Genomic DNA, 22,743 nt, shown 5'->3' on the forward strand with positions numbered 1-22,743 from the left:
GCCGAAAGTCGGAGCCGGCGGGCGCGGACCCGACCCCGGACGGATGCGCCGGCGGCCCGTCCACCGGGAGGCTCTGCGGCGTCCCGGTGACCGGCACCGGAGGTGGAGGAGAACATGACGACGCACCATCCCGACCCCACGGCGGCCGTCGCGGCGGTCGACCTGGTCAAGGTGTACGGCAGGGGAGCCACGGCGGTACGCGCCCTCGACGGCGTGACGGTGGGCTTCCGTCGCGCCGCGTTCACGGCGATCATGGGCCCGTCCGGCTCCGGCAAGTCCACCCTCATGCACTGCCTGGCCGGCCTCGACACGGCCACCTCCGGGCAGGTGCTGCTCGGCGGCACCGATCTCGGCCGGCAGTCCGACCGGGTGCTGACCCGGGTCCGCCGGGAGCGCATCGGGTTCGTCTTCCAGTCGTTCAACCTGCTGCCGCAGCTCACCGCCGCGCAGAACGTCACCCTGCCGCTCGACCTCGCCGGGCGCGGCGTCGACCGGGAGCTCCTCGACCACGTGGTGGACGCGCTCGGCATCGGCGACCGGCTGGCGCACCGCCCCAGCGAGCTGTCCGGGGGCCAGCAGCAGCGGGTCGCCCTCGCCCGGGCCCTGGTGTCCCGCCCCGAGGTCGTCTTCGCCGACGAGCCGACGGGCAACCTCGACTCCCGCTCCGGCGCCGAGGTGCTCGGCCTGCTGCGCGACTGCGTGCGTACCCTCGGGCAGACCGTCGTCATGGTGACCCACGACCCGGTCGCCGCCGCGTACGCCGACCGGGTGGTGCTGCTCGCGGACGGCCGGGTCGCCGGCGACCTGGCCGAGCCCGACCGGGGCGCGGTCACCGCCGCCCTGCACGGCCTGGCGGCGGCCCGGTGAGCCGGCGCGCCGTGCTGCTGCGCGCGCAGCTCGTCGAGGCGGCCCGCCGTCCCGGCCGGACGCTGCTGACGGGCCTGGCCGTGATCGTCGCGGCGTTCGTCGTGTTCGGCACCGTGCTGGCCTACCAGGTCACCGAGCGGACCGTGCTCGCCGGCTTCAGCGGCACCCCGGCGGCGGCCGACCTGGTCGTCACCGGCGGCGACGGCGTCTCCCTGCGGACGCTGGACGCGGCCCGCCGGCTGCCGGGCGTCGCCGAGGCGGTGGGCCGCACGGACCACTTCCACGAGTTCGCCGACGACCCGCGCGCGGGCCTGTCCGTGTACGCCGACCCCGGCTCCGGGCCGCTCGCCACGGTCCGCGTCGTGCAGGGGCGGTACCCGGCCACGGCGGGCGAACTGGCCGTCACCCGGCGCACCGTCGACCGGCTCGGGCTGGGCGTCGGCGAGACCCTGCGGCTGGCGGGCGCCGCGCCGGACCGGCCGGTCGCGGTGACCGTCGTCGGCGTGGTCGACGCCCCGGACGACCCGGGGGAGACCGGCTACACCACGGAGGCGTTCGCCGCCCGCCTCGGCGGCTCCGACCAGCTCCGGCAGGTCGAGGTGCGGCTCGCCCCCGGCGTCGACCCCGACGCCGTGTCCGCCGCGCTGGCCGGCGCCGCGTCGGCTCCCGCCGCGTCGGCTCCCGCCGCGTCGGCTCCCGGTGTGACGGCCGGCCCGTCCGAGGGCGCCGGTGACGGCGTCGTCGTCCGCCCCGGGGCGGAGGTCCGCCGCGCGGAGGCCGACGAGGTCAGCGGACGCGTCCAGGACCTCTTCGCCTTCGTCACGATGTTCGTGGCGATCGCCGTCGTGGCGGCGGTGCTGGTCGCCACCTCCACGTTCCGGATCGTCTTCGCCCAGCGGATGCGGCAGCTCGCCCTGCTGCGCGCCGTCGGGGCGCCCCGCGCCGGGCTGCTCCGGGCGCTGGTCGTCGAGGGGGCCGGCACCGGCCTCGTCGCGGGCCTGGCCGGCGTGCTGGCCGCGTACGGCGTCGGGCACGGGCTGCCGCCGGTGCTGCGGGCGTCCGGCCTCGCCGTGGCCTCGCCCGGCCACCCGGTCGCGGCGGCGGTCGCCGTGGCGCTCGGCGCGGCCCTGGTCACGGCGCTGGCGGTGCTCGCCCCGGCGGTCACCGCCGCCCGGGTCGCCCCGCTGGAGGCGTTGCGCGCGGCCAGCACCACGGCCGGCCGGCGCGGCGTCGGCCGGCTGCGCGCCGCGGCGGGACTCCTGCTCGCCGTGGGCGCGGTGCTGGTGGCGCTGCTGGTGGCGAGCCGGCTGCCCGGCCCCGACACGGAGAACTACGACCCGGCGAACCCGCTGCTGGCGATCGTGGCGTCCGGCGCGCTCGCGTACGCCGCGCTGGTGGCCCTCGGGCCGTTGCTCGTGCGACCGGTGCTGGCGGTCGTCGGCTGGCCCCTGCGCCGCCTCGGCCCGCTCGGCCGGCTGGCCGTCGGCGGGGTCGGCGGGGCGCCCCGTCGGGCGGCGGCGGTCAGCGTCGTCGTCGCGCTCGGGGTCACCCTGGTCGCGGGCGCGCTCGTCGGCAGTGCCTCGCTCGGGACGCTGCTCAAGCGGGAACTCGCCGGCATGGCGCCGGCCGACGTCGCCGTCACCGCCCGGGGCGACGGGCCGCTGCCGGCCGGGCTCGTGCAGCGCGTCCGGGGCATCGGCGAGCTGGACCGGGTGGTGCCGTACCGCAGCAGCCCCGACGTGCGCGTCGCCGGCGCGGAGGTCGACGGGCTCGCCGCCACCGACCTGGACCTGCGCGCGCTGGCCACCTGGGCGGACTTCGGCGCGAGCGCCGGCCGGCTCACCGACGCCGGCCCGGGGCGGGTGGTGCTGCTGCGGTTCCTCGCCGAACAGGCGGGCCTGCGGCCGGGCGACGAGGTGACCGTCACCCGGGGCGACCGGTCGGTGCGGCTGCGGGTGGCCGCGACCATGGCGAACACCCCGGTCGGCGCGGGCCTGCTGCTCGACCCGGCGGACCTGGACCGGCTCGGCGTGCCGGCCGGCCCGACCGGGCTGCTGGCCGACGTTGCGGGCGACGACGACCGGGCCCGGACGGCGGCGGTACGGGCCCTGCACGCGGCCGGCGGTCAGCAGGTGGGCATCGTGGTGACCGCCGACGACCGCGACGAGCTGGACGGCGGGCTCGACGCGCTGCTGGGGGTGCTGCTGTCCCTGCTCGGCCTGACCGTGGTCGTCGCCGTGGTCGGCGTCGGCACCACCACGGCCCTGTCCGTGGTGGAACGCACCCGGGAGTCCGGCCTGCTGCGGGCCGTCGGGATGTCGCGTCGCCGGCTCGGGGCGATGCTGACGGTCGAGGCGGGCCTGTACGGCGTCCTCGGCGCGGCCCTCGGCCTGCTGCTGGCGTGGCCGTACTCGTGGCTGACCGTCGCGGCGCTCGGCCAGGACGCGCCCGTCGAGTTCCCGGCCGGGCAGCTCGCCGGGGTCGTGCTGGCCCTCGCGGCGGCGACGGCGCTCGCCGGGCTGCTGCCGGCGCGCCGGGCGGCCCGGGTGAGCCCGGTGGCCGCCCTGGGCGCGGGCGACTGACCCCGCCCGGCCCTGCTCGGCCCGGCCGGACCGATCGTGGTCCGGCCGGGCCGCTTCCGGTGCGGTCGGGCCGCCCTCGGTGCGGTCGGGCCGTGGCCGCCGCCCCGCCGTCAGTAGGCGAGCTCGACCGGGCGGCCGAGCAGTTGGCTGCCGTTGTTGCCCAGCCAGCCCTCGGCCGCCGCCGCGTGCTGCGAGAACGTGTGGATGTCCCGGAAGCGGCGCTGCACGGGCGAGGAGTCCCGCGCCGCGCCGCCCCCGGTCGCCCGGTAGCAGGCGTCCACGGCGGCGGCGGTGACCTCGGTGACCCAGGGCAGGCTGGCCGAGATGCGCGGCTGCAACGCGGCGAACGCGGCCGGCCCGCCGCCGTGCGCCGCCCGGAACAGGTCGTCGGCCAGCGACCGCAGCAGCGCCCGGGCCGCCCGGACGTGCAGGTCGGCCCGGCCCAGCCGCTCCCGGAAGGCCGGCGAGTCGGCCAGCGACTGCCGGGCGTAGAGCCGCCGCCGGCCCCCGTCGAGCAGGGCGACCGTGTCGTCCAGGGCGCCCTGGGCGATCCCGACGGCCACCGCGCCCAGGTGCAGGACGAACTGGGCCAGCGGCGCGACGAAACCCGGCCCCGGCACGCACGGCACGCCGGTGAACAGGTCGAAGCTCCGCTCGACCGGGCAGTAGACGGCGTCGACCCGCACGTCGTGGCTGCCGGTGCCGCGCAGCCCGAGGGCGTGCCAGGTGTCCTCCACGGTCACCTGCCCGGCCGGGAGCAGCATCGAGCGGACCTCCACCGGCTGGCCGGCCGGGCCGGGCAGCGGCTGACCGTCGCCCGTGAGCACGCAGTTGCCGAAGATCCAGTCGGCGTGCCGGGACCCGCTGGCGAACGCCCACCGCCCGGTCACCTGGAAACCGCCGTCGGCCAGCTCCGCCCGCCCCTGCGGGGCGAAGCCGCCGGCCACCACGACGTCGGGGCCGTGGGCGTACAGCTTGTCGAACTGGTCGCGCGGCAGCATCGCCAGCAGGTGCGGGGTCTCCGCGCCGATCATCACCGTCCAGCCCGTCGACCCGTCCGCGCGGGCCAGCGCCTCCAGCACCGCCAGGCCGGTGTGCGGGTCGGCGTCGTACCCGCCGTGGCTGCGCGGCACGAACATCCGGAAACAGCCGGCGGCCCGCAGCCGGTCGAGCAGGTCGACGGGCAGCCCCCGGGCCGCCTCGATCTCCTCCGCCCGCCGGGCCAGCTCCGGGGCCAGCTCCCGCACGGCGCCGATCAAGCGAATCCGGTCCTGGTCGTCCACTGCCGCCTCCTGGTCACACCTGGCACGCGACGTCCCTGCGACGCCACGGCACAGACGGTGCGTCGCCCGGCGTCCCGGCGGGAAGGGACAGCGGTACCGGCGGGCCGGGCCCGCGGCGTACGGCAGAAGTTCCCGACCGACCGGGACGGCACGCACCAGGCGGCCGGGACACCGGGACCGGGATGCTCGACGGGCCGGGGCCGTCGCCCGCACCGCGACCCGCCGGCCCACGCCCACGAGCCGTCAGCCCGGGAGGTCTCCGTGTCCGTCAGCGCCCAGCCCGTCCCCGCCGGCCGGCGGGCGACTGTCGCGGGACCGACATCCGCCCTGGAGCAACGGGCCATCGGCAACCGACGACGCGGCTGACAGGATCACGTCATGCTGGCCGACCCGCCGCCGCGTGCCCGCCCCGTCCCGAGCGTCGGCGACGACCACCGCCGCCCGGTCGCCGCCCGGGCCGTCGCCGTCGCCTGCGCGCTGTTGTTCACCGGCACCGCGCTGTGCTGGGCGCTGGCCCACCGCCCGTGGGGGCTCGCCCAGCTCTACTTCCTCGTCGACTTCACCGACTGCGCCGTCTACGGGACGGTGGCCTGGCTGGTCCTGCTGCGCCGGGGGCACCCGGTCGCGTGGCTGCTGGCCGTGACCGGGATCGGCGGTGGGGTCTCCGCCCTGGGCGCGCAGTACGCCGACCTGCTCCGGGTGCACCCCGGGCTGCCCGAGATCACCTGGCTCACCTCGGCCCGGCACTGGGGCTGGGCGCCGGGCATGCTGTCGCTGATCGTGGTGCTGCCGTGGCTGGTGCGGGAGGGGCGGCTGCCGGTGCCGGCGCGGGTGGCGGTGACGGCGGGCGCGGCGGTCGTGGCCGCCTTCGAACTGTGCCAGCTCACCTGGCCGGGCCCGGGGGCCACCGGCTCCGACGTGCCGCTGCCGATCCGCAGCGCCGGCTGGGCGACGCTGGTCGAGCTGGTCCTGCCCGTGCTCGCCGCCCTGGTGCCGGTGCTCGGGCTGATCGCCGCCGGTGGGCTGCTGTGGCGGCGGCGGGTCGCGTCGACCACCGAACGGGTCGGACTGGGCTGGCTCGCCGTGGGCACGGCGCTGCTCGCGGTGAGCTTCGCCCCGGTGGCGCTGCCCGCCGACCGGGCGCACCTGGTGCCGCCCTGGCTGCCCCCGACGGGCATGCTGGCCGCCCAGGCGTTCTTCCCAGCCGCCGTGCTGGCCGTCGTGCTGCGGCAGCGGCTGTGGGGGATCGAGATCGCCGTCCGTCGTACGCTGGTCTGGTTCCTGCTGACGTTCCTGCTGGTCGCCGCGTACGTCGTCGGGGTGACCACCCTGGACGCCCTGCTCCCGGCCAGCCGGGCGGTGCCCGGGGTGCTGGTCACGGCCCTCGTCGCCGCCGCCGTGCAGCCGGGCCGCTGGTGGGTGCAGCGGCGGGTGGACCGGCTCATCCACGGTGCCGCCGCCGAGCCGCTCGGGGTGGTCCGGGGCGTGGGGGACCGGATCAGCGCCAGCGAGGACCCGGCCGACGTGCTGACCGGGGTGGCGCGGAGCCTCACCGACTCGCTGCGGCTGGGCGCGTGCGGCATCGAGGTGGACGGCCCGGAGCCCTGCACCGCCCACTGCGCCTCGACCGGGCCGGTGGGCGAGCCGTTGGTGCTGCCGCTGCGGCGGGGCGAACGGGAGGTCGGGCGGCTCACCGCGTGGGCGCGGGCCGGCGAGCGGCTCGACGGGCGTACCCGATCGGCGCTGGTCGACCTGGCCCCCGTGGTCGCCTCGGCGGCCAGCCTCGCCGCCACCAGCCGGGCGCTGGTGGCCTCGCGGTCCCGGCTGGCCGAGGCCCGCGACTCGGAACGCCGCAAGCTGCGCCGGGACCTGCACGACGGCCTCGGCCCCACCCTCGCCGGGGTGGCGCTCGGCCTCCAGGCGGCCCGCAACCTGCTCGGCGTCGACCCGGCCGCCGCCGGCCGACTGCTGGACCGGCTGCGCGACGAGACGGACCAGGGCGTCGAGCAGGTCCGTGACCTGGCCCGCGGCCTGCTGCCGCCGGTCCTCGGCGAGCGCGGGCTGGCCCCCGCCCTGCACGAGCTGGCCGCTCGGTACGACGGCTCGGGGCTGGCCGTGCAGGTGGACGCCCCGCCGCTGCCGCTGCCCGAGCCGGTGGCCACCGCCGTGTACGGCATCGTCGCCGAGGCCGTCCGCAACGCCCAACGGCACTCGGGCGCGTCGGTCTGCACGGTGCTGGTCGAGCGCGACGCCGACGGGCTCGCCGTGCGGGTCGCCGACGCCGGGCGGGGCATCGGGGCGGGCATCCCGGCCGGGGTCGGCATGCTCTCGATGCGGGAGCGGGCCGAGGGGATCGGCGGGGTGTGCGCGGTCGGGCCGGGGCCGGACGGCGGGACGGTCGTCAGCGTGCACGTGCCCGCCGACCGGCTCCCGCCGCCCCCGTCGCTCCCGCCGCCCCCGCCGCTCCCGGCCGGGACCCCGGCCGACGGTGCCCGGCCGGTGGGTGCTGAGCGGCCGGTGGGAGCTGCGGTGGGCGCTGAGCGGCCGGTGGACGCGGTGCTGCCGATGGAGGCGGCGCGCGTGGAGGGCGGTCTGCTGCCGGTGGGCGCGGCGCGGGTGGAGGGCGGTCTGCTGCCGGTCGGCGGTGTGCCGCCGGTGGGGGTCGCGTCGGGCGGGTCGGAGGTGACCGTTCGTGGGCGGTGACGAGGCGGCGATCCGGGTGGCGGTCGTCGACGACCATCCCGTATTCCGGCTCGGCATGACGGCGCTGCTGGCGTCCACCCCCGGGCTGGAGGTCGTCGGCGAGGCCGCGGACGCCGACGAGGCCGTCCGGGTCGCCGACCTCACCCGCCCGCAGGTGATCATCATGGATCTCCACCTCGGCGGCGGCCGGTCCGGGGTGGAGGCCACCCGCGAGATCGTCGGCCGGCACCCGGGGACCGGGGTGCTGGTGGTGACGATGCTGGACGACGACGACTCCGTCTTCGCCGCGCTGCGCGCCGGAGCGCGGGGCTACCTGCTCAAGGGCGCCGCGCCGGGCGAGGTGGACCGCGCCGTCCGGGCGGTGGCCAACGGGGAGGTGCTGCTCGGGCCGGTGGTGGCGAGCCGGGCGATCGGCTTCCTGGCCGGGGGGCGGGCGAGCGGCCCGGCGCCGTTCCCCGAGCTGACCGACCGGGAGCGCGAGGTGCTCGACCTGGTCGCCCAGGGGTTGAGCAACCTCGTCATCGCCCGCCGGTTGACCCTGAGCCCGAAGACCGTCCGCAACCACCTGTCCAACGTGCTCGGCAAGCTCCAGGTCGCCGACCGCAGCCAGGCCATCCGGCGGGCCCGCGAGGCCGGCCTCGGCCAGCCCTGACCCGCCCGCCCGACGTGGGCGTCGCGGGGCGGGCCCGGGGCGTGAGGAGGGTCCCCTTCTCTACCGGAGGCGTTAACAAGGGGCCCTTCCTTGCCACTCCCTATGCTCGGGGAATGGAACTGCGGATCTTCACCGAACCCCAGCAGGGCGCCAGCTACGACCAGCTGCTCGCCGTGGCCCGCTGCGCCGAGGACGCCGGCTACGGCGCGTTCTTCCGTTCCGACCACTACCTGAAGATGGGCTCGGTCAGCGGCGACCCCGGCCCCACCGACGCCTGGACCACCCTCGCCGGGCTGGCCCGGGACACCTCCCGGATCCGGCTCGGCACGCTGATGACGGCCGCCACCTTCCGGTTCCCCGGGCCCCTCGCGATCACCGTCGCGCAGGTCGACCAGATGAGCGGCGGACGGGTGGAGCTGGGCATCGGCGCCGGCTGGTTCGCCGAGGAGCACAGCGCGTACGGCATCCCGTTCCCGCCGCTGGGGGAGCGGTTCGACCGGCTGGAGGAGCAGCTCGCCGTCATCACCGGGCTCTGGGAGACCCCGGCCGGTGAGACCTTCGACTTCGCCGGGCGCTACTACCCGGTGCAGGGTTCGCCGGCCCTGCCCAAGCCGGTGCAGCAGCCGCGCCCGCCGATCCTGCTCGGCGGGAAGGGGCCGAAGCGTACGCCCCGCCTCGCGGCCCGCTACGCCGACGAGTTCAACCTGCCGTTCGTCTCGATCGAGGAGACGGCCGCGCAGTTCGAGCGGGTCCGCGCCGCGTGCGCGGAGATCGGCCGGGACCCGGCCGGGATGAACTGGTCCAACGCCCTGGTGCTGTGCTGCGGGCGGGACGAGGCGGAGGTGCGCAGGCGGGCCGAGGCGATCGGGCGGGAGCCGGCCGAGCTGCGCGAGAACGGCCTCGCCGGCACCCCCGCCGAGGTCGTCGACAGGATCGGCCGGTACGCCGAGACCGGCAGCGGCCGGATCTACCTCCAGGTCCTCGACCTGGCCGACCTGGACCACGTCGAGCTGGTCGCCGCCGAGGTGATGCCCCAGCTCTGACGGCCGCCACCGGGCGGGACCGGCCACCGGGGCGGGAGGTCCAGCCACCCGGGTGGGCCCGCCGCCTGGGCGAGTTCGCCGGATTCGCTGACACCGGGGCCCCGCTGGTGGAACCTGCGAGGGGAGCTTCGGGCGGAGGTGGGGGCGCGTGGGCCGCAGGCAGGTCGGGCTGCTCGTCCTCACCGGCCTGTTCCCCACCGTCGAGGCCATCGTGCTGGTGGCGATGGGCTTCGTGGCCGCCGAGGGGCTCGCGCCGCAGACCGGTGCCGTCTGGCCGTACGACACCTACCACGACCTGCGGTGGATGTTCGTCTACCACCAGTCGTGGCCGGAGTTCCTGACGACGTTCTGGCTGGTGGTGCTGGCCCGCACCGGTTACCACACCCTCATGGTGCGGCTGGCGTGGCCGGAGGGGATGCCGATGCCGTCGGTGCCCTGGATGCTCCGGCGGGGCTTCCTCCTGGCCGTGGTGGTCACGGTCGTCGTCTCGCCGTGGGCGGTGATCTCGGTGGCCGCGTCGGTGGTGGCGCTGTCCTGGGTGCTGCTCGCGTCGCTGCTGCCGATGTTCCTGATCGCCCCGTTCATGCAGCGGGCCGCCATGGTCAAGGTGTGGTGGGGCGGGCTGCCGTCGATCCGGCTGGTCGGCTGGTCGCTGCTGAACCTGGTGGCGCTCACGCTGGCCGGCGCGGTGGCGTGGAGCGTGCCGAGCTGGTGGACGGTGCCGGTTTCCGCCGTGGCGGGCGTGGTGAACGGGCTGCTGTGGATCCGGATCCTCCGGGTGGCCCTGCTCGCGCCGCCGCCGAGGTGGGCCCGGGTGCCCGTGACGCCGTTCGTGGTGCTGGTCGCGTTCGCCGTGCCGGTGCTGATCCCGCTGGCGGTGGACGCGGTGCCGGCCAGCCTGCGGGCCGAGCAGGTGCTGCTCGACCGGCCGCTGCCACCGGAGATCACCCAGGCGGTGGTCGTGCTGGCCGGCTACGGCTCCGCGTACGGGGGCGAGCAGCCGAACGACCCGAGGGTGCAGTGGTTCTCCTACCGGGGGTTGGACCCCGACGGCAGGCCCCGGCCCTACGGGCCGACGGACACCACGATCTCGATGGCCGACAGCGTGCGGCTGCTCGCCGACCAGGTGGACCGGCTGCACCGGCAGACCGGCCGGAAGGTGGCCCTGGTCGGGGAGAGCGAGGGGGCGCTCGTGGCCCGCACCTACCTCGCCGAGCGGCCCCACCCCGCGGTCGACGCGCTGGCCATGTTCAGCCCGCTGATCGGGGCCGGCCGGGCCTACTATCCGCCGCCCGGCGTGCGCCGGGGGTGGGGGCTGGTCACGGGCTGGTACCTGCGGGCCCTCTTCGAACCCGTCCGCCTCAGCGGCGGGCCCGGCAACGGGCCGGACGAGCCGTTCATCCGCTCGCTGCTCGACGACGCGCCGTTCTACCGCAACGGGTTCATGTGCCCGGTGTCCGGCGTGCGGATGGTGGCCTTCCTGCCGTACACGACGGCCGCCGAGGCGCCGCCCGGCGACTACACCGGCATCCCGGTCTTCCAGACCATCGGCGTGCACGGCGGCCTGCTCGACCGGACGCAGGTCCGGGACAACCTGGTCGCCTTTCTCGCCGGCGCGTCGGTGCAGCGGACCCGGGCCGAGTACACGCTGATCCAGCGGCTCACCGCCGCCTGGCAGGCGCCGCCGCTGGACATCTCGGCCAATCCGGCGTGGGCGGACGTCCGGGAGCCGGACCCGGCGTTCACGGGCCGGGTCTGCGTGCCGGGCAGGTGACCGATCTGCGTGCCCGGCCGCTGACCGACGGGAGCGCCGGGCGGGGCGGGCCGGCGCGGGCCCGCGTGGGTCACAGCGGCGGCGGGCCGCACACCTTCCAGCCGCCGTCCTGCTTTTTGAGGTGGAACTGCACCTCCCTGCTCGGGAGGCCCGGGTAGGTGATGTCGGCGGTCACGACGTACTGCGTGGGGGCTTCGCTGCTCCGCTGGACGGCGAGATCGGTGATGCGGAATCCGGTCGGGTCGACGATCGCGCTGGCGGTGGCGTCCCAGTCCGCCCGGGACCGCCCGCGCTGTCCGGCCGCGCAGAGCAGGTCGTACGCCGTGCCGTTGTCGCCCCGCACGGCGGCGCCGAGGTATGCCTCGCTGGCGGCGCGCATGCCCGGCTCGTCCGCCTTGTCCTTGCGCTGGAGATAGAAGCCGCTGATCGGCGTGCCGCAGCAGACGAGCGCGACGACGACGAAGAGCGTGATCTCGAATCCCCGGGTGGACATGTTCGCCTTGTCGGCCATGCCGTGAGGGTAGGGACGGCCGGCAACGCCCCGGCGCCGGGCGGCGGAAGGCGGCGGTGGCGCTGCCCCTCAGCCCGTCGGGCGCGGGTCGCGGACGACGGTGTCGAGGCGGCCGTCCCGGTCGCTGTCCAGGTAGGTGATGTCCGGGACGCCGTCGCCGTCGAGGTCGAACTGCACCACGTCGGCGATGCCGTCGCCGTCGAGGTCGGTGACCACCTCGGTCGAGCCGTCGAGGTGGTGGGTGACGATCGAGTGCGACTCGACCGGCGGGCGCGGGGCCGGCCCCGGCGACGGCGCGGGAACCGGCCCGGGTGCCGGCCTCGGCGCGGGCCCGGGTGCGGGCGACGGCGCGGGGTACGCCCCGACGACCGGGGCGACCTGCGGGTACGCCCCGAGCGGCGCGTCGTTCTGCGGGTCCGGGCCGACGCCGGTCGGGTCGATCTCCTCCTCGGACGGGTACACGTCGCCGCGCAGGGCGGGATCCGGGTAGCTGCTCATGGGCGTATGGTTCCCCGACGACGCCCCGGGCAACCAGTGCCCGGCCCGCCGGTGCCGCCCGGGTGTCGACCCGACGACGCCGAGTGACGGGAGAGGGCACGTGGACGCGACCGACGGGAAGCCAGGCGGGAACGGGCCGGGCACCGGCGTGCCGGAGCGCAACTGGGCCGGCAACGTCCGCTACGCGGCGGCGCGGCGGCACCGCCCGACCGGCCTGGACGAGCTGCGCCGCCTCGTCGCCGGCAGCGACCGGATCCGGGCGGTCGGCACGGGCCACTCGTTCAACCGGCTCGGCGACACCGCCGGTGACCTGGTCTCGCTGGCCGGGCTGCCGCAGACGGTCGAGGTCGACCGGGATCGGGCGACGGTCACCGTCGCCGCCGCCATGCGCTACGGCGACCTGGCCACCCGGCTGCACGCCGCCGGTTTCGCCCTGCCGACGATGGCGTCGCTGCCGCACATCTCGGTGGCCGGCGCGGTGGCCACCGCCACCCACGGCTCGGGCGACGGGATCGGCAACCTGGCCACCGCCGTCTCGGCGCTGGAGCTGGTCACGGCCGACGGGGACCTGCTGACCGTACGCCGGGACGCCGACGGCGACCGGTTCGCCGGGATGGTGGTGGCGCTCGGCGCGCTGGGCGTGGTCACCCGGCTCACCCTGGACGTGGTGCCCGCCTTCGAGGTGCGGCAGTACGTCCGGCTCGGCCTGCCGAGGGCGGCGCTGGACGAGGCGTTCGCGTCGGCGTACAGCGTCAGCCTCTTCACCGACTGGCGCGGCGGGGCCGACGACCCGCGCGGCGCGGCCGGCCGGATCGACCAGGTGTGGCGCAAGCAGCTCGCCGACGCCCCGCCGCCGCCGGCCGACTGGCTGGGCACCACGGCGGCGGCCGGGCCCGTGCACCCGGTGCCGGGCATGCCGGCCCAGAACTGCACCGCCCAGCTCGGCGAGCCGGGGCCGTGGCACGAGCGGCTGCCGCACTTCCGGCTCGGCTTCACCCCGAGCAGCGGCGACGAGCTCCAGTCGGAATACCACCTGCCCCGGGCGGCGGCGGCCGGGGCGCTGGCCGCGCTGGACCCGCTGGCGGACCGGATCGCGGCCGTGCTCCAGGTCTGCGAGCTGCGTACGGTCGCCGCCGACGAGCTGTGGCTGAGCCCGCAGTACGGGCGCGACAGCCTCGCCGTGCACTTCACCTGGATCGGCGACGGCGACGCGGTGGCCCCCGTGCTCGCGGAGGTGGAACGGGCGCTCGCCCCGTTCGCGCCCCGGCCGCACTGGGGCAAGGTGTTCACGCTCGACCCGGCGGCGGTCGCCGCCGCGTACCCCCGGTTCGCCGACTTCGCGGCGCTGGCGTGCGAGCTGGACCCGGCGGGGAAGTTCCGCACCGACCTGCTGGACCGCTACCTGCTCCGCTGACGGCGCGGGGCGGGGCCCGGGCATAACCCCGTGACAGGAGCGCGACGGGATTGGCCCGGCCCGGCCGCTGCGGGGAAAAATGATGCATGTCGATTTATCCTGGCGTGCTGTCCGCCCCCCGTGTGCCCGGCCGCTCCCGGCCGGCAGCGCCCCGTCGCCCGTGGCGCGTCGTCGCCGCGCTGGCCACGACCCTCGCCCTGGCCGTCGCCGGCCCGACCCCCGCCCACGCCGACAACCCCTACGAGCGCGGCCCCGACCCCACGGTGGCGAGCATCGAGGCGACCACCGGCCCGTTCGCCACCGCCCAGCTCACCGTCGCCCGCTCCGCCGTGACCGGCTTCGGCGGCGCGACCGTGTGGTATCCGACGAGCACCGCCGAGGGCACCTTCGGCGCGGTCGCCATCGCACCCGGCTTCACCAACACCCAGTCCGCCGTGGCCTGGCTCGGCCCCCGCCTCGCCTCCCAGGGCTTCGTCGTGGCCACCATCGACACCCTCTCGGTGTACGACCAGCCGGCGAGCCGGGGCACCCAGCTCCTCGCGGCCCTGGACTACCTGGTCGGCACCAGCGCCGTGCGCAGCCGCATCGACCGCAACCGGCTCGCCGTCATGGGCTACTCCATGGGCGGCGGGGGCACCCTCGCGGCGGCGAACACCCGGCCCTCCCTGCAGGCGGCGATCCCGCTGACCGGCTGGCACACCACCAAGAACTGGTCCGGCGTACGCGTGCCGACCCTCGTCGTCGGCGCCGAGAACGACACGGTGGCCCCGGTGACCTCACACTCCGAGCCGTTCTACACCAGCCTGCCGGCCAGCCTCGACAAGGCGTACCTGGAGCTGAACGCCGCCAGCCACTCCGCGCCCACCTCGCCGAACGTGACGATCGCGAAGTACAGCATCTCCTGGCTCAAGCGGTTCGTCGACGACGACACCCGCTACGAGCAGTTCCTCTGCCCCGCCCCGCGCGGCAGCGCGATCGAGGAGTACCGCGACACCTGCCCGCACTCCTGACCGGCCCGTTCAGCCGCCTGCCCGCGTCGGCTGGTCGCGGAGGCTGCCGCGCTGCACCGCCCGGCTGATGTCGCTGGGCGAGACGATGCCGACCAGCCGCCCGCCGGCCACCACCAGCGCCCGGCCGTCGGCGCACTCGCTGAGCCGGGGCAACAGGTCGGTGAGCTGCTCGTCCGGGTCGGCCAGCACGAGCTGGTCGGCCCGGCAGGCCACCTCGGCCAGCGTGGTCGCCGACCGGCGGTCGGCAGGGATGCCGCGTACCCGGTCGAGGGTGACCAGGCCGACCGGCCGGCCCTCGTCGGTCAGCGGCAACGCCGAGTGCCGGTACGCGAAGAGGTAGTGGTCGACGAAGTCGGCCACGGTCATGTCGCCCGACGCGGTCTGCGGCTGCGGGGTCATCACGTCGGCGACCCGCACCCCGCGCAGCGCGCTGCCCATCCGGGCCTGCCGCTCCTCCATCCCGGCCGCCCCGATCAGGAACCAGCCGATCAGCGCCAGCCACAGCCCGCCGACCCCGGCCCCGCGCAGGAACTGCCACAGGCCCAGCGCGATCAGCAGCGCGCCGAGGACCCAGCCCGCGCGGGCCGCCACCACCGACGCCCGGGTCCGGTCGCCGGTGGCCTTCCATACGGCGGCCCGCAGCAGCCGGCCCCCGTCCAGCGGGGCGGCCGGCAGCACGTTGAAGACCGCCAGCAGGATGTTGATGCCGGCCAGCCAGGCCAGCGCGCCGAGCAGCAGCCCGTGCACCCCGGCCAGGGCGAGCAGCGCCGCGACGCCGCCGAAGAACACGCCGATGATCAGGCTGACGAGCGGCCCGACGCCGGCGATGCGCAGCTCCGCCCCCGGGTCGCGGGCCTCCCCGCGCAGCTCGGCCACCCCGCCGAACAGCCACAGGGTGATCCCGGAGACCTCCAGCCCGTTGCGCTTGGCGACCACGGCGTGCGACACCTCGTGGGCGAGCAGCCCGAGGAAGAACACCACGGCCGCGCTCAGCCCCGCCAGCACGTACGCCCAGGTCGGCCGGTCCGGATACGACCGGGGGAACTGGCTGCCCGCCAGCCCCCAGGCGATCAGCCCGAAGATGACCAGGACGCTCCAGTTGACCCCGACGGGTACGCCCGCGATCCGGCCGATCCGGAAACTCGCCCTCATCTGCCCGTCATACCCCGCGAAACGCGGCCCATGCCAGGGCCGATGGTCCCCCGCACCCGCGTCACCAGCGGCGTCGCCGGGGGTTGACCCGGCCGGGAATAGTGGCAAACGTGACGAGGCTGATCGACGAGGATGACGACGCGTACCGCTGGCTGGAGGACCTGGACGGCCCGGACGCCGCCGGCTGGGTGCGCGACCGCAACGCCGAGACCATGGCCGCCCTCACCGGCGGCGACCGGTTCGCCGCCCTGCGGGCCGAGATCCGCGAGGTGCTCGACGCCGACGACCGCGTCCCCTACCCGACCTGGCGCGGCGACCACCTCTACTACAACTTCTGGATCGACGCGGCCCACCCCCGGGGGATCTGGCGGCGCACCACCGGAGACGAGTACCGCCGGCCCGAGCCGCACTGGGACGTTCTGCTCGACGTCGACGCGCTGGCCGCGCAGGAGGGCGAGAACTGGATCTGGCAGGGGGCGACGGTGCTGCGCCCCGGGCACGACCGCTGCCTGGTCAGCCTCTCCCGGGGCGGCTCTGACGCCACCGTCGTGCGCGAGTTCGACCTGGTCCGCCGGGCCTTCGTCGCCGACGGCTTCACCCTCGACGAGGCCAAGAGCGACGTCACCTGGGTCGACGCCGACCACATCCTCGTCGCCACCGACTTCGGGCCCGGCTCGCTCACCACCTCCGGCTACCCCCGCACGGTCCGCCGGTGGCGACGGGGCACGCCACTGCCGTCCGCCGAGGTCGTCTTCGCCGGCCAGGCCGACGACGTCTCCGCGTACGCCTCGCACGACCACACGCCCGGCTTCGAGCGCACCTTCGTGGGCCGCCGCCTCGACTTCTTCCGCTCGGAGTCGTACCTGCTGACGCCGGCCGGGGAGCAGGTACGCATCGACGTGCCGTCCGACGCCCACTGGGACGCGCACCGGGAGTGGCTGGTCATCGGCCTGCGCTCGCCGTGGACGGTCGATGGGGTGACCCATCCCGCGGGCGCGCTGCTGGCGGCCCCGTTCGACGCGTTCCTCGCCGGTGCGCGGGAGCTGACGACGCTGTTCACGCCGGACGAGCGCACCGCGCTGAGCTACCACGCGTGGACCCACGGCCACCTGATCCTGGCCACCCTCGCCGACGTGCGCAGCAGACTGGAGGTGCTCACCCCCGGCGTCCCCGGCGCTCCCGGCCCGGCGGGGCACTGGCGGCGGGAGCCGCTCGCCGGCGTGCCGGAGTTCGAGCACACCCGGCTCGTGGACACCGACCCGGACGTCGGCGACGCGTACCTGCTGGCCTCCGAGGGGTTCCGGCAGCCGGCGACGCTGCGGCTCGGGCAGGTCGGCGGCCCGGTCGAGACGCTCAAGCGGGCACCGGCGTTCTTCGACGCCGCCCGCCTGACCGAACGCCAGCACTTCGCCACCTCCGCCGACGGGACCCGGGTGCCGTACTTCCTGGTGGGCGACCCCGACGCGGCGGGCGGGCCGACCCTGCTCACCGGGTACGGCGGCTTCGAGGTCCCCGAGCTGCCGCACTACAGCGGCATCGTCGGCCGGGGCTGGCTGGCCCGGGGCGGCAGCTACGTGGTGGCGAACATCCGGGGCGGCGGCGAATACGGCCCCGCGTGGCACCGGGCCGCGCTGCGGGAGAACCGACCGAGGGCGTACGAGGACTTCGCGGCCGTCGCCGCCGACCTGGTGGCCCGGGGCATCACCACCCCGGCGCGCCTCGGCATGGAGGGCGGCAGCAACGGCGGCCTGCTGGCGGGCGTGATGCTGACCCGCTATCCCGAGCTGTTCGGCGCGGTCGTCGCGCACGTGCCGCTGCTGGACATGCGCCGCTACCACAAGCTGCTCGCCGGGGCGTCCTGGATGGCCGAGTATGGCGACCCGGACGACCCCGCCGACTGGGCCTACCTGCGCGAGTATTCGCCGTACCACAACGTCGACGAGGACCGGGCGTACCCGCCGACGCTGCTGGTCACCTCCACCCGCGACGACCGGGTGCACCCCGGGCACGCCCGCAAGATGGCCGCCCGGCTGCGCGAACGCGGGCACGAGGTGGCGTACTACGAGAACGTGGAGGGCGGGCACGGCGCGGCGGCGAACAACGCGCAGCGGGCGTTCGTGTGGGCCCTGACCCTGGAGTTCCTCTGGCGGCATCTGGGCGGGCCGGCATAGCTTCGCCCTGCTTCTGCCCGGCCGGCTGGCGTCTTCGCTGTGGGGGTGCCGTCGGTTCAGCCATGATCGTCTGTCGTTTCCAGAGACGACACGCCGCCGCCCGTCTCCATAATCAGCAGACGATCATGGCTGCGTGCCCTGTTGCTGCGTGCCCCTTTGTCGTGTGCCCTTTGCCGCGTGCTCTGGGGGTGCCGCCCCGCTATGCCGGGGTGCCCGGCTGGCAACGAGTCGGGCCTGCGGGGGCGTGCCGACTCGACGTTCACTCCGCGTCTATCCCGCTCGGACTCAGTTGGATCGGGTCGACAACGCGAGCAGCGTGGTCGGTGCCGGGTGCGGCGGGACGTGCGGCGAGAACTTGGACAACTGACGTTCATCGATGACAACAACCGTCCAAGATCTGTGTTGGCGGCAGGTGCGGGGTGCTGACTCGGCACCACGCGGGCGATGACCGCGAGGATCACCCCCGCGTGCGCGGGAACGGACTCCTTGGCCTGGGGTTCCGTAGATCAACTGCACGGACTTCATTCACTTCGTTGGGCAGGATCGCATGTTCCGATGACCTCGGTGCCCAAAGGCGAGGCGTGTGCGGCCAGCTTCGGCTAGTGGGCCAATGTCGACTTGTCGCGCAGGGGGGAGGCTCACGTGACTCACGCGTTGTTCCGTTCGCCGACGACCGGTTCTGCCAAGCCGGGAAGGCCGCCGCTCTTGAGCCAGTCGGCGAACTCCCGACGCTTTTTTCGGTCGACCGCCGACTTCAGCGCCGCGCTAGTGGTGATCCTCTTGATGGTAGCGCCGAGGATCTTCGCCGCCTCCCCGAGCGGTTGGTCATCGGCAACAATGATGGTTCGAGACACTGTTCCACCTCTCGTCGGGGACGCCTTGCATGATGCCATTCTCCCCTGCCGTGGATATCGCGCGTTGATGGGTGAGCCGGGCAAGTTTCGACGACAGGACTGCCTTGGCCCGTGCGCGGTGAGCAGGGGCCCGGCGGGCCCGGCCAGTTGACGGTCAAGGGATCAACCCCCGTGTGCGTGGGAACTGCCCCGCGCCCTGCTCGGCGAGGACGCTGTCGGCGACAGACGCCCGTCTGGGATCACCCCCGCGTGCGCGGGGAACAGCCGGTGCAGGTTCCCCACGCGGTGTTCGCGTTAGGATCACCCCCGCGTGCGCGGGGAACAGCGAGGGCGGCCGGGTCGGGCTCGGCGGAGCACGGGATCACCCCCGCGTGCACGGGGAACAGCGCACGCACACCCGCACCCACGTCGAGATCACGGGATCACCCCCGCGTGCGCGGGGAACAGGACGGCCGCAAGGGGCTCCAGCTGCCGGAGGCGGGATCACCCCCGCGTGCGCGGGGAACAGTTCGGCACTCTGGCCCGCGCGCACCCGTAGCCGGGATCACCCCCGCGTGCGCGGGGAACAGTTCGGCACTCTGGCCCGCGCGCACCCGTAGCCGGGATCACCCCCGCGTGCGCGGGGAACAGCGGTACGAGCCGGTCAGCGCCTCGATCTCCTTCGGATCACCCCCGCGTGCGCGGGGAACAGATGCAGGCGGGGGCCACGGAATCGACCGTGCGAGGATCACCCCCGCGTGCGCGGGGAACAGGTGGTCCGGGTCGACCACGACGTGCAGGCACTCGGATCACCCCCGCGTGCGCGGGGAACAGCTGCGGCGGCGGCGGCGGCTCGGGAGACTGGGATCACCCCCGCGTGCGCGGGGAACAGATACCTACCGGTTGTGGCGTATCGTGAGCCCTGGGATCACCCCCGCGTGCGCGGGGAACAGCTTCGGCTACGCAGATGGAGATCGTGACGCAGAGGATCACCCCCGCGTGCGCGGGGAACAGACCGTGGACCGCACGGGGTAGACGATGATCGACGGATCACCCCCGCGTGCGCGGGGAACAGAACCGTGGTGGTCTTATCAAGGGCATGGCGCTCAGGATCACCCCCGCGTGCGCGGGGAACAGGCTTCTTGACCTGCGGCGCTATAGATCAACTCCGTCAATTTCATTCACTTTGCCTGCCAAGATCACCTCGTCCGCTGTCGGCTGTCTTGTTCGGTCGAGTGCAACGGATGGGCTGGACGCCGTTTGCTGTCGGGAGGGCTAAGCAAGGGCTGGGGTAACACCAGGCCTCATGCCGGCTCAACCGTTGGTTACTCGCGGCCGGCCCCTTCCGTTTTGACTCCTTCGATGAAGGCGGCCCAGGGGGCCTGCTCGAAGATCAATACCGGACCAGCCGGGTCCTTGCTGTCGCGGAGGCCGATCTTGCCTGGCAGGCCCGCGACCTCTACGCAGTCTCCGGAGCCGTTGCTGCGGGTGCTCTTTCGCCAGGTCGCCGAGGCCTGGTTGATCTCTTCCACCCGCGCCGTCCTCTCACAGCCCGTCGATCGCCTCCTGGATCAGGTCGCGCGACTCCCGAGCGCCGGCCGCCGTGGCGACCAAGTGTTCGAAGACGCGGCTGTACTCCCTGACCTGTTGGCCTTCGAGATAGAGGCTACCCGCACGGGTTTCGACGTAGACGACCCCGGGATCGGCCGGCTCGGGGAAGGCCAGCACGCTGAAGGCACTGCCCATCGACCCGTATTCGCCGGCAGCGAAGGTCAAGATCTGGATGGTTCGACCAGGGCGATCGGCCTCGTCGGCCAGTCGCTGTAGCTGCGCCTTGAACGCTTCGGACCCGCCGACGGGCCGCCGCAGGGTCGCCTCGTCCAGTACCACCCAGAGGTCAGGCGGGGTGTCCGTAGTTTGTCGGCGGATGCGCAACTCCACCCGCCGCTCCACCTCCTCGCTGTTGGCGTCCGGGTGCTCGGCGCGGATGACCGCGCGGGCGTAGTCGGCGGTCTGGAGCAGGCCCGGAATCAACTGAGGCTGGAAGGCGCGGATCTCCGATGCCTCGGCTTCGAGTCCGACGTAGACCTCGAACCAGTCGGGTAGCACGTCGTCGTACGCCTGCCACCAGCCGCGCTTGCGGGCGTCACGGGCAACCTGGACGAGGGCGTCGACCTCCTCGCCCTCGACCCCGTACAGCTCGAGGAGGCCGCGGGCGACCGGCGGCATCACCGAGACCTGCGCGTTCTCGATCCGGCTCAGAGCGGACTTCGAGATGCCGATCTCCTTTGCCGCCTGGTCGGCGGTCATGCCGGTCTGCTCACGGAGGCGGCGAAGGGCGGCGGCCAGCCGACGCCGACGAACGGTCGGGCTTCCAGTCATGTCGAGCATTGTGGACCGGTGTGGACCCGGTGCGCAACGGGTCTGGCCCGAATCGGGAGTTGCGGATCGGGACTAGTTCTGTGCACGATGAGTGAAGCCATCAACCTCTTGGGTGACGATCTCGTCTCCCTGGGCCGGCGGTGGCCATGGGTGCCCTGCTGTCGTACTCGCTGATCGAAGGCTGCGGTGGCAGGTGCCGGGCGGATCCGCCGGTGCGGTGCGGGCCGGCGGACCCGTTCCTCCACAGGTCAATCTCGACGAGAGGCAGGTCTGTCATGCGCGTCTTCCTGTTCCGCCGGTCCCGGCCGCGTCGCTGGCCGCCGGTCCACGGCGCGGCCGGGCGTCAGCCGGCGGCGGGTCGCCGGCTGCTGCCCTGGCAGGTGCGTGAGCGGCGGTTCCGGTCGGCCCGGTTCGGTCGGCGTGGCCTCGACCCGCAGGAGGTGCGGGAGTTCCTGGAGCGGGTCGCCGTCGAGCTGGCCGCCGCGCACGAGGCGCTCGCGCAGAGCCGTCGGGAGGCCAGCGAGGTCAAGCTTGCGCTGTGCCGGCTGCGCTCCGAGGCGTCGCCCGCCCGTAACGAGCGGGGGTGGGGCCGGTGAGCGAGCGGTTCGTCATCCACCTGCCGGTGGTCGCCAACGACCTGCTCTCGGCCCAGCGGCTGGCCCGGGTGGTGGCGCACTGGACGCACGTGTTGCCGCAGACCGAGCCCGGGGGCGCGACCGTGTCGCGGGAGGACGACCAGAACGTACGACACTGGGTCTTCTGCGACCGGATCATGGCCGGTGGCCGGCGGTGCCTGCTGCGGCCGGACCACGACGGCGCGTGTTCCCGCCGGCCGGGGCGGCGGTGAGCGTGCGGTGTCTCCCGGCGGCCGGGGCCGGTGTCACGCGGTGGCGGGCGGGGTGGGCAGGGCGTCCACGACGAGCACGACGCTGCCCGGCCGCACCTCGTCGAGCAGTTGGCGCTGGCCGCTGCGGGTCAGCCGGATGCAGCCGTTGGTGACGTCCTCGCCGAGGGTGTCGTCGTCCTCCCAGGCGTGCAGGCCGATGTGCGCGCCGGCCAGGCCCGGTGGGATGGCGTCCGGGTCGTCGGGGATCGCGCCGAGGGCGAAGACGTCGACGCCGCCGTACACGGGCTCGGGGGGAGGCGTGCGGCCGAGGACGAAGGTGCGGCCCAGCGGGGTCTCCTGGCCGCGCATGCCGAGGCTGACTGGCCACGATCGTTGGGCGTGCCCGTCGCGGTACCAGGTGAGCCGGTGCGGCCGGCGCTCCACCACGATCTGGTCGCGCAGCGGCACGGTGGCCCAGTCGCCGTCGGGCGGCAGCCAGGCGATCCGCCGGGTGGCCGAGGGGAGCAGGACGGCCGTCCAGCCGGTGCGGCGCTCGACGACCGGCACGGTCACCTCGACGCCGTTGATGGTGGGGGCGAGGAAGGCCAGCGGCCGGCCGCCGGGCGCGTCGTAGGCGGCGACCTTGCGGGTCGGCGTCAGCCCCTCCGTGAGCGGGGTGGCATCGGACGGGCGCGGGTCGGCGGGGAAGCCGGCGGGCGCCGGGTCGTAGGTGACGGCCGGCAGGGTGGCCGGCGCGGGCGCGGCGGCGGGCACCGGCTCGCCGGTGGGCGTTGCCGCCGTGGCGGGCGCGGTGGGGGCGGCGGGCGGCGGGGCGACCCGCGCCGGCTCCGGGGTGAGCGCCCGGGCCGTGACCAGCCCGGTCGCCAACAACAGGGGTACGCCGAGCGCGGCGGCCAGCCAGCCCAGCCCCCACCGCGACACAATCCGGTCAAACAGCACAAAAGCACTGTAGGCGGTGGGTGGCCGGTGGCGGGGGTGATTGCAGGGGGCCCCTCCTATACAGAAAGCGTTAAGAAGGGGC

At 75.2% G+C, this 22,743-nt stretch carries 19 protein-coding genes and 1 CRISPR repeat array; of the genes, 11 read left to right on the forward strand and 8 right to left on the reverse strand.

Going from position 1 to position 22,743, the window contains the following annotated elements; all coding sequences use genetic code 11:
• The first annotated feature begins 114 nt into the window (after window positions 1-114).
• Together LPA42_RS23465 and LPA42_RS23470 are read left to right on the forward strand one after the other, a co-directional pair.
• Window positions 115-867 carry an ABC transporter ATP-binding protein gene (locus tag LPA42_RS23465; protein WP_077938812.1) on the forward strand — a complete coding sequence of 251 codons (753 nt, stop codon included), beginning with the start codon at window positions 115-117 and terminating at the stop codon, window positions 865-867.
• Complete coding sequence (locus tag LPA42_RS23470) at window positions 864-3,449, forward strand: FtsX-like permease family protein (RefSeq protein ID WP_077938813.1); 2,586 nt, start codon at window positions 864-866, stop codon at window positions 3,447-3,449. The genes LPA42_RS23465 and LPA42_RS23470 overlap by 4 nt, the downstream gene beginning before the upstream one ends.
• A gap of 110 nt (window positions 3,450-3,559) precedes the next feature.
• Here LPA42_RS23470 and LPA42_RS23475 read toward each other — a convergent pair whose 3' ends face one another.
• The gene (locus LPA42_RS23475; RefSeq protein ID WP_077938814.1) at window positions 3,560-4,732 is read right to left on the reverse strand and encodes an acyl-CoA dehydrogenase family protein; all 1,173 of its coding nucleotides are present in this window, start codon (window positions 4,730-4,732) and stop codon (window positions 3,560-3,562) included.
• 378 nt (window positions 4,733-5,110) lie between these two features.
• Here LPA42_RS23475 and LPA42_RS23480 point away from each other — a divergent pair, with 378 nt between their 5' ends.
• The 4 genes from LPA42_RS23480 (at window position 5,111) to LPA42_RS23495 (ending at window position 10,904) form a co-directional block, all read left to right on the forward strand.
• Window positions 5,111-7,435: a sensor histidine kinase gene (locus tag LPA42_RS23480; RefSeq protein WP_228986858.1), complete on the forward strand. Its 2,325-nt coding sequence runs from the start codon at window positions 5,111-5,113 to the stop codon at window positions 7,433-7,435.
• Window positions 7,425-8,087 carry a response regulator transcription factor gene (locus LPA42_RS34570; RefSeq protein WP_228986859.1) on the forward strand — a complete coding sequence of 221 codons (663 nt, stop codon included), beginning with the start codon at window positions 7,425-7,427 and terminating at the stop codon, window positions 8,085-8,087. The genes LPA42_RS23480 and LPA42_RS34570 overlap by 11 nt, the downstream gene beginning before the upstream one ends.
• A 113-nt stretch (window positions 8,088-8,200) precedes the next feature.
• On the forward strand, window positions 8,201-9,130 hold the full coding sequence (locus LPA42_RS23490; RefSeq protein WP_043966893.1) for an LLM class F420-dependent oxidoreductase: 930 nt from the start codon (window positions 8,201-8,203) through the stop codon (window positions 9,128-9,130).
• Window positions 9,131-9,278: 148 nt separating this feature from the next.
• A complete protein-coding gene (locus LPA42_RS23495) occupies window positions 9,279-10,904 on the forward strand; it encodes a hypothetical protein (RefSeq protein WP_077938824.1) in 1,626 nt (541 codons plus the stop codon).
• Between the two features lie 70 nt (window positions 10,905-10,974).
• Here the strand turns inward: LPA42_RS23495 and LPA42_RS23500 are convergent, their stop codons facing one another.
• Window positions 10,975-11,415, reverse strand: a complete 441-nt coding sequence (locus LPA42_RS23500; protein ID WP_077938825.1) for a hypothetical protein — start codon at window positions 11,413-11,415, stop codon at window positions 10,975-10,977.
• Window positions 11,416-11,484: 69 nt separating this feature from the next.
• Window positions 11,485-11,913: a hypothetical protein gene (locus LPA42_RS23505; RefSeq protein WP_077938826.1), complete on the reverse strand. Its 429-nt coding sequence runs from the start codon at window positions 11,911-11,913 to the stop codon at window positions 11,485-11,487.
• 148 nt (window positions 11,914-12,061) lie between these two features.
• Between LPA42_RS23505 and LPA42_RS23510 the strand changes: the two genes are divergently transcribed.
• Window positions 12,062-13,327, forward strand: coding sequence for a D-arabinono-1,4-lactone oxidase (locus LPA42_RS23510; protein ID WP_077938833.1), 1,266 nt, complete (start codon window positions 12,062-12,064; stop codon window positions 13,325-13,327).
• Window positions 13,328-13,413: 86 nt separating this feature from the next.
• Window positions 13,414-14,337 (forward strand): dienelactone hydrolase family protein, encoded by a 924-nt coding sequence (locus tag LPA42_RS23515; protein WP_228986860.1) that lies wholly within the window; start codon window positions 13,414-13,416, stop codon window positions 14,335-14,337.
• Window positions 14,338-14,346: 9 nt separating this feature from the next.
• On the opposite strand, the gene LPA42_RS23520 is transcribed toward LPA42_RS23515, so the two are convergent.
• Window positions 14,347-15,489, reverse strand: coding sequence for a site-2 protease family protein (locus LPA42_RS23520; protein WP_077938827.1), 1,143 nt, complete (start codon window positions 15,487-15,489; stop codon window positions 14,347-14,349).
• Window positions 15,490-15,599: 110 nt separating this feature from the next.
• Here LPA42_RS23520 and LPA42_RS23525 point away from each other — a divergent pair, with 110 nt between their 5' ends.
• Window positions 15,600-17,660: a prolyl oligopeptidase family protein gene (locus LPA42_RS23525; RefSeq protein WP_077938828.1), complete on the forward strand. Its 2,061-nt coding sequence runs from the start codon at window positions 15,600-15,602 to the stop codon at window positions 17,658-17,660.
• A 647-nt stretch (window positions 17,661-18,307) separates the two neighbouring features.
• On the opposite strand, the gene LPA42_RS23530 is transcribed toward LPA42_RS23525, so the two are convergent.
• The 3 genes from LPA42_RS23530 to LPA42_RS23540 form a co-directional block, all read right to left on the reverse strand.
• The gene (locus LPA42_RS23530) at window positions 18,308-18,514 is read right to left on the reverse strand and encodes a DUF2191 domain-containing protein (protein ID WP_077938829.1); all 207 of its coding nucleotides are present in this window, start codon (window positions 18,512-18,514) and stop codon (window positions 18,308-18,310) included.
• A gap of 159 nt (window positions 18,515-18,673) precedes the next feature.
• A CRISPR array of direct repeats spans window positions 18,674-19,630; the repeat unit is 28 nt; unit sequence GGATCACCCCCGCGTGCGCGGGGAACAG.
• 188 nt (window positions 19,631-19,818) lie between these two features.
• Window positions 19,819-20,025: a DUF397 domain-containing protein gene (locus LPA42_RS23535; protein ID WP_077938830.1), complete on the reverse strand. Its 207-nt coding sequence runs from the start codon at window positions 20,023-20,025 to the stop codon at window positions 19,819-19,821.
• 13 nt (window positions 20,026-20,038) lie between these two features.
• Entirely contained in the window at window positions 20,039-20,875 is an 837-nt protein-coding gene (locus tag LPA42_RS23540; protein WP_077938835.1) for a helix-turn-helix transcriptional regulator, read from the reverse strand.
• 275 nt (window positions 20,876-21,150) lie between these two features.
• Between LPA42_RS23540 and LPA42_RS23545 the strand changes: the two genes are divergently transcribed.
• Together LPA42_RS23545 and LPA42_RS23550 are read left to right on the forward strand one after the other, a co-directional pair.
• Window positions 21,151-21,471, forward strand: a complete 321-nt coding sequence (locus LPA42_RS23545; RefSeq protein ID WP_077938831.1) for a DivIVA domain-containing protein — start codon at window positions 21,151-21,153, stop codon at window positions 21,469-21,471.
• Window positions 21,468-21,722: a hypothetical protein gene (locus LPA42_RS23550; protein ID WP_077938836.1), complete on the forward strand. Its 255-nt coding sequence runs from the start codon at window positions 21,468-21,470 to the stop codon at window positions 21,720-21,722. The genes LPA42_RS23545 and LPA42_RS23550 overlap by 4 nt, the downstream gene beginning before the upstream one ends.
• Window positions 21,723-21,755: 33 nt before the next feature.
• Here LPA42_RS23550 and LPA42_RS23555 read toward each other — a convergent pair whose 3' ends face one another.
• On the reverse strand, window positions 21,756-22,661 hold the full coding sequence (locus LPA42_RS23555) for a L,D-transpeptidase (RefSeq protein WP_228986861.1): 906 nt from the start codon (window positions 22,659-22,661) through the stop codon (window positions 21,756-21,758).
• Window positions 22,662-22,743 lie beyond the last annotated feature (82 nt).

It is taken from the genome of Micromonospora sp. DH13, from assembly GCF_020873825.1.
Taxonomy (GTDB): Bacteria; Actinomycetota; Actinomycetes; order Mycobacteriales; family Micromonosporaceae; genus Micromonospora; species Micromonospora haikouensis.

Coding starts and splice junctions, on each gene's coding strand:
- LPA42_RS23480 (WP_228986858.1), top strand. CDS start 5,111: ATGCTGGCCGACCCGCCGCCGCGTGCCCGCCCCGTCCCGAGCGTCGGC.
- LPA42_RS23520 (WP_077938827.1), bottom strand. CDS start 15,489: ATGAGGGCGAGTTTCCGGATCGGCCGGATCGCGGGCGTACCCGTCGGG.
- LPA42_RS23490 (WP_043966893.1), top strand. CDS start 8,201: ATGGAACTGCGGATCTTCACCGAACCCCAGCAGGGCGCCAGCTACGAC.
- LPA42_RS23515 (WP_228986860.1), top strand. CDS start 13,414: ATGTCGATTTATCCTGGCGTGCTGTCCGCCCCCCGTGTGCCCGGCCGC.
- LPA42_RS23545 (WP_077938831.1), top strand. CDS start 21,151: ATGCGCGTCTTCCTGTTCCGCCGGTCCCGGCCGCGTCGCTGGCCGCCG.
- LPA42_RS23505 (WP_077938826.1), bottom strand. CDS start 11,913: ATGAGCAGCTACCCGGATCCCGCCCTGCGCGGCGACGTGTACCCGTCC.
- LPA42_RS23540 (WP_077938835.1), bottom strand. CDS start 20,875: ATGACTGGAAGCCCGACCGTTCGTCGGCGTCGGCTGGCCGCCGCCCTT.
- LPA42_RS23465 (WP_077938812.1), top strand. CDS start 115: ATGACGACGCACCATCCCGACCCCACGGCGGCCGTCGCGGCGGTCGAC.
- LPA42_RS23500 (WP_077938825.1), bottom strand. CDS start 11,415: ATGGCCGACAAGGCGAACATGTCCACCCGGGGATTCGAGATCACGCTC.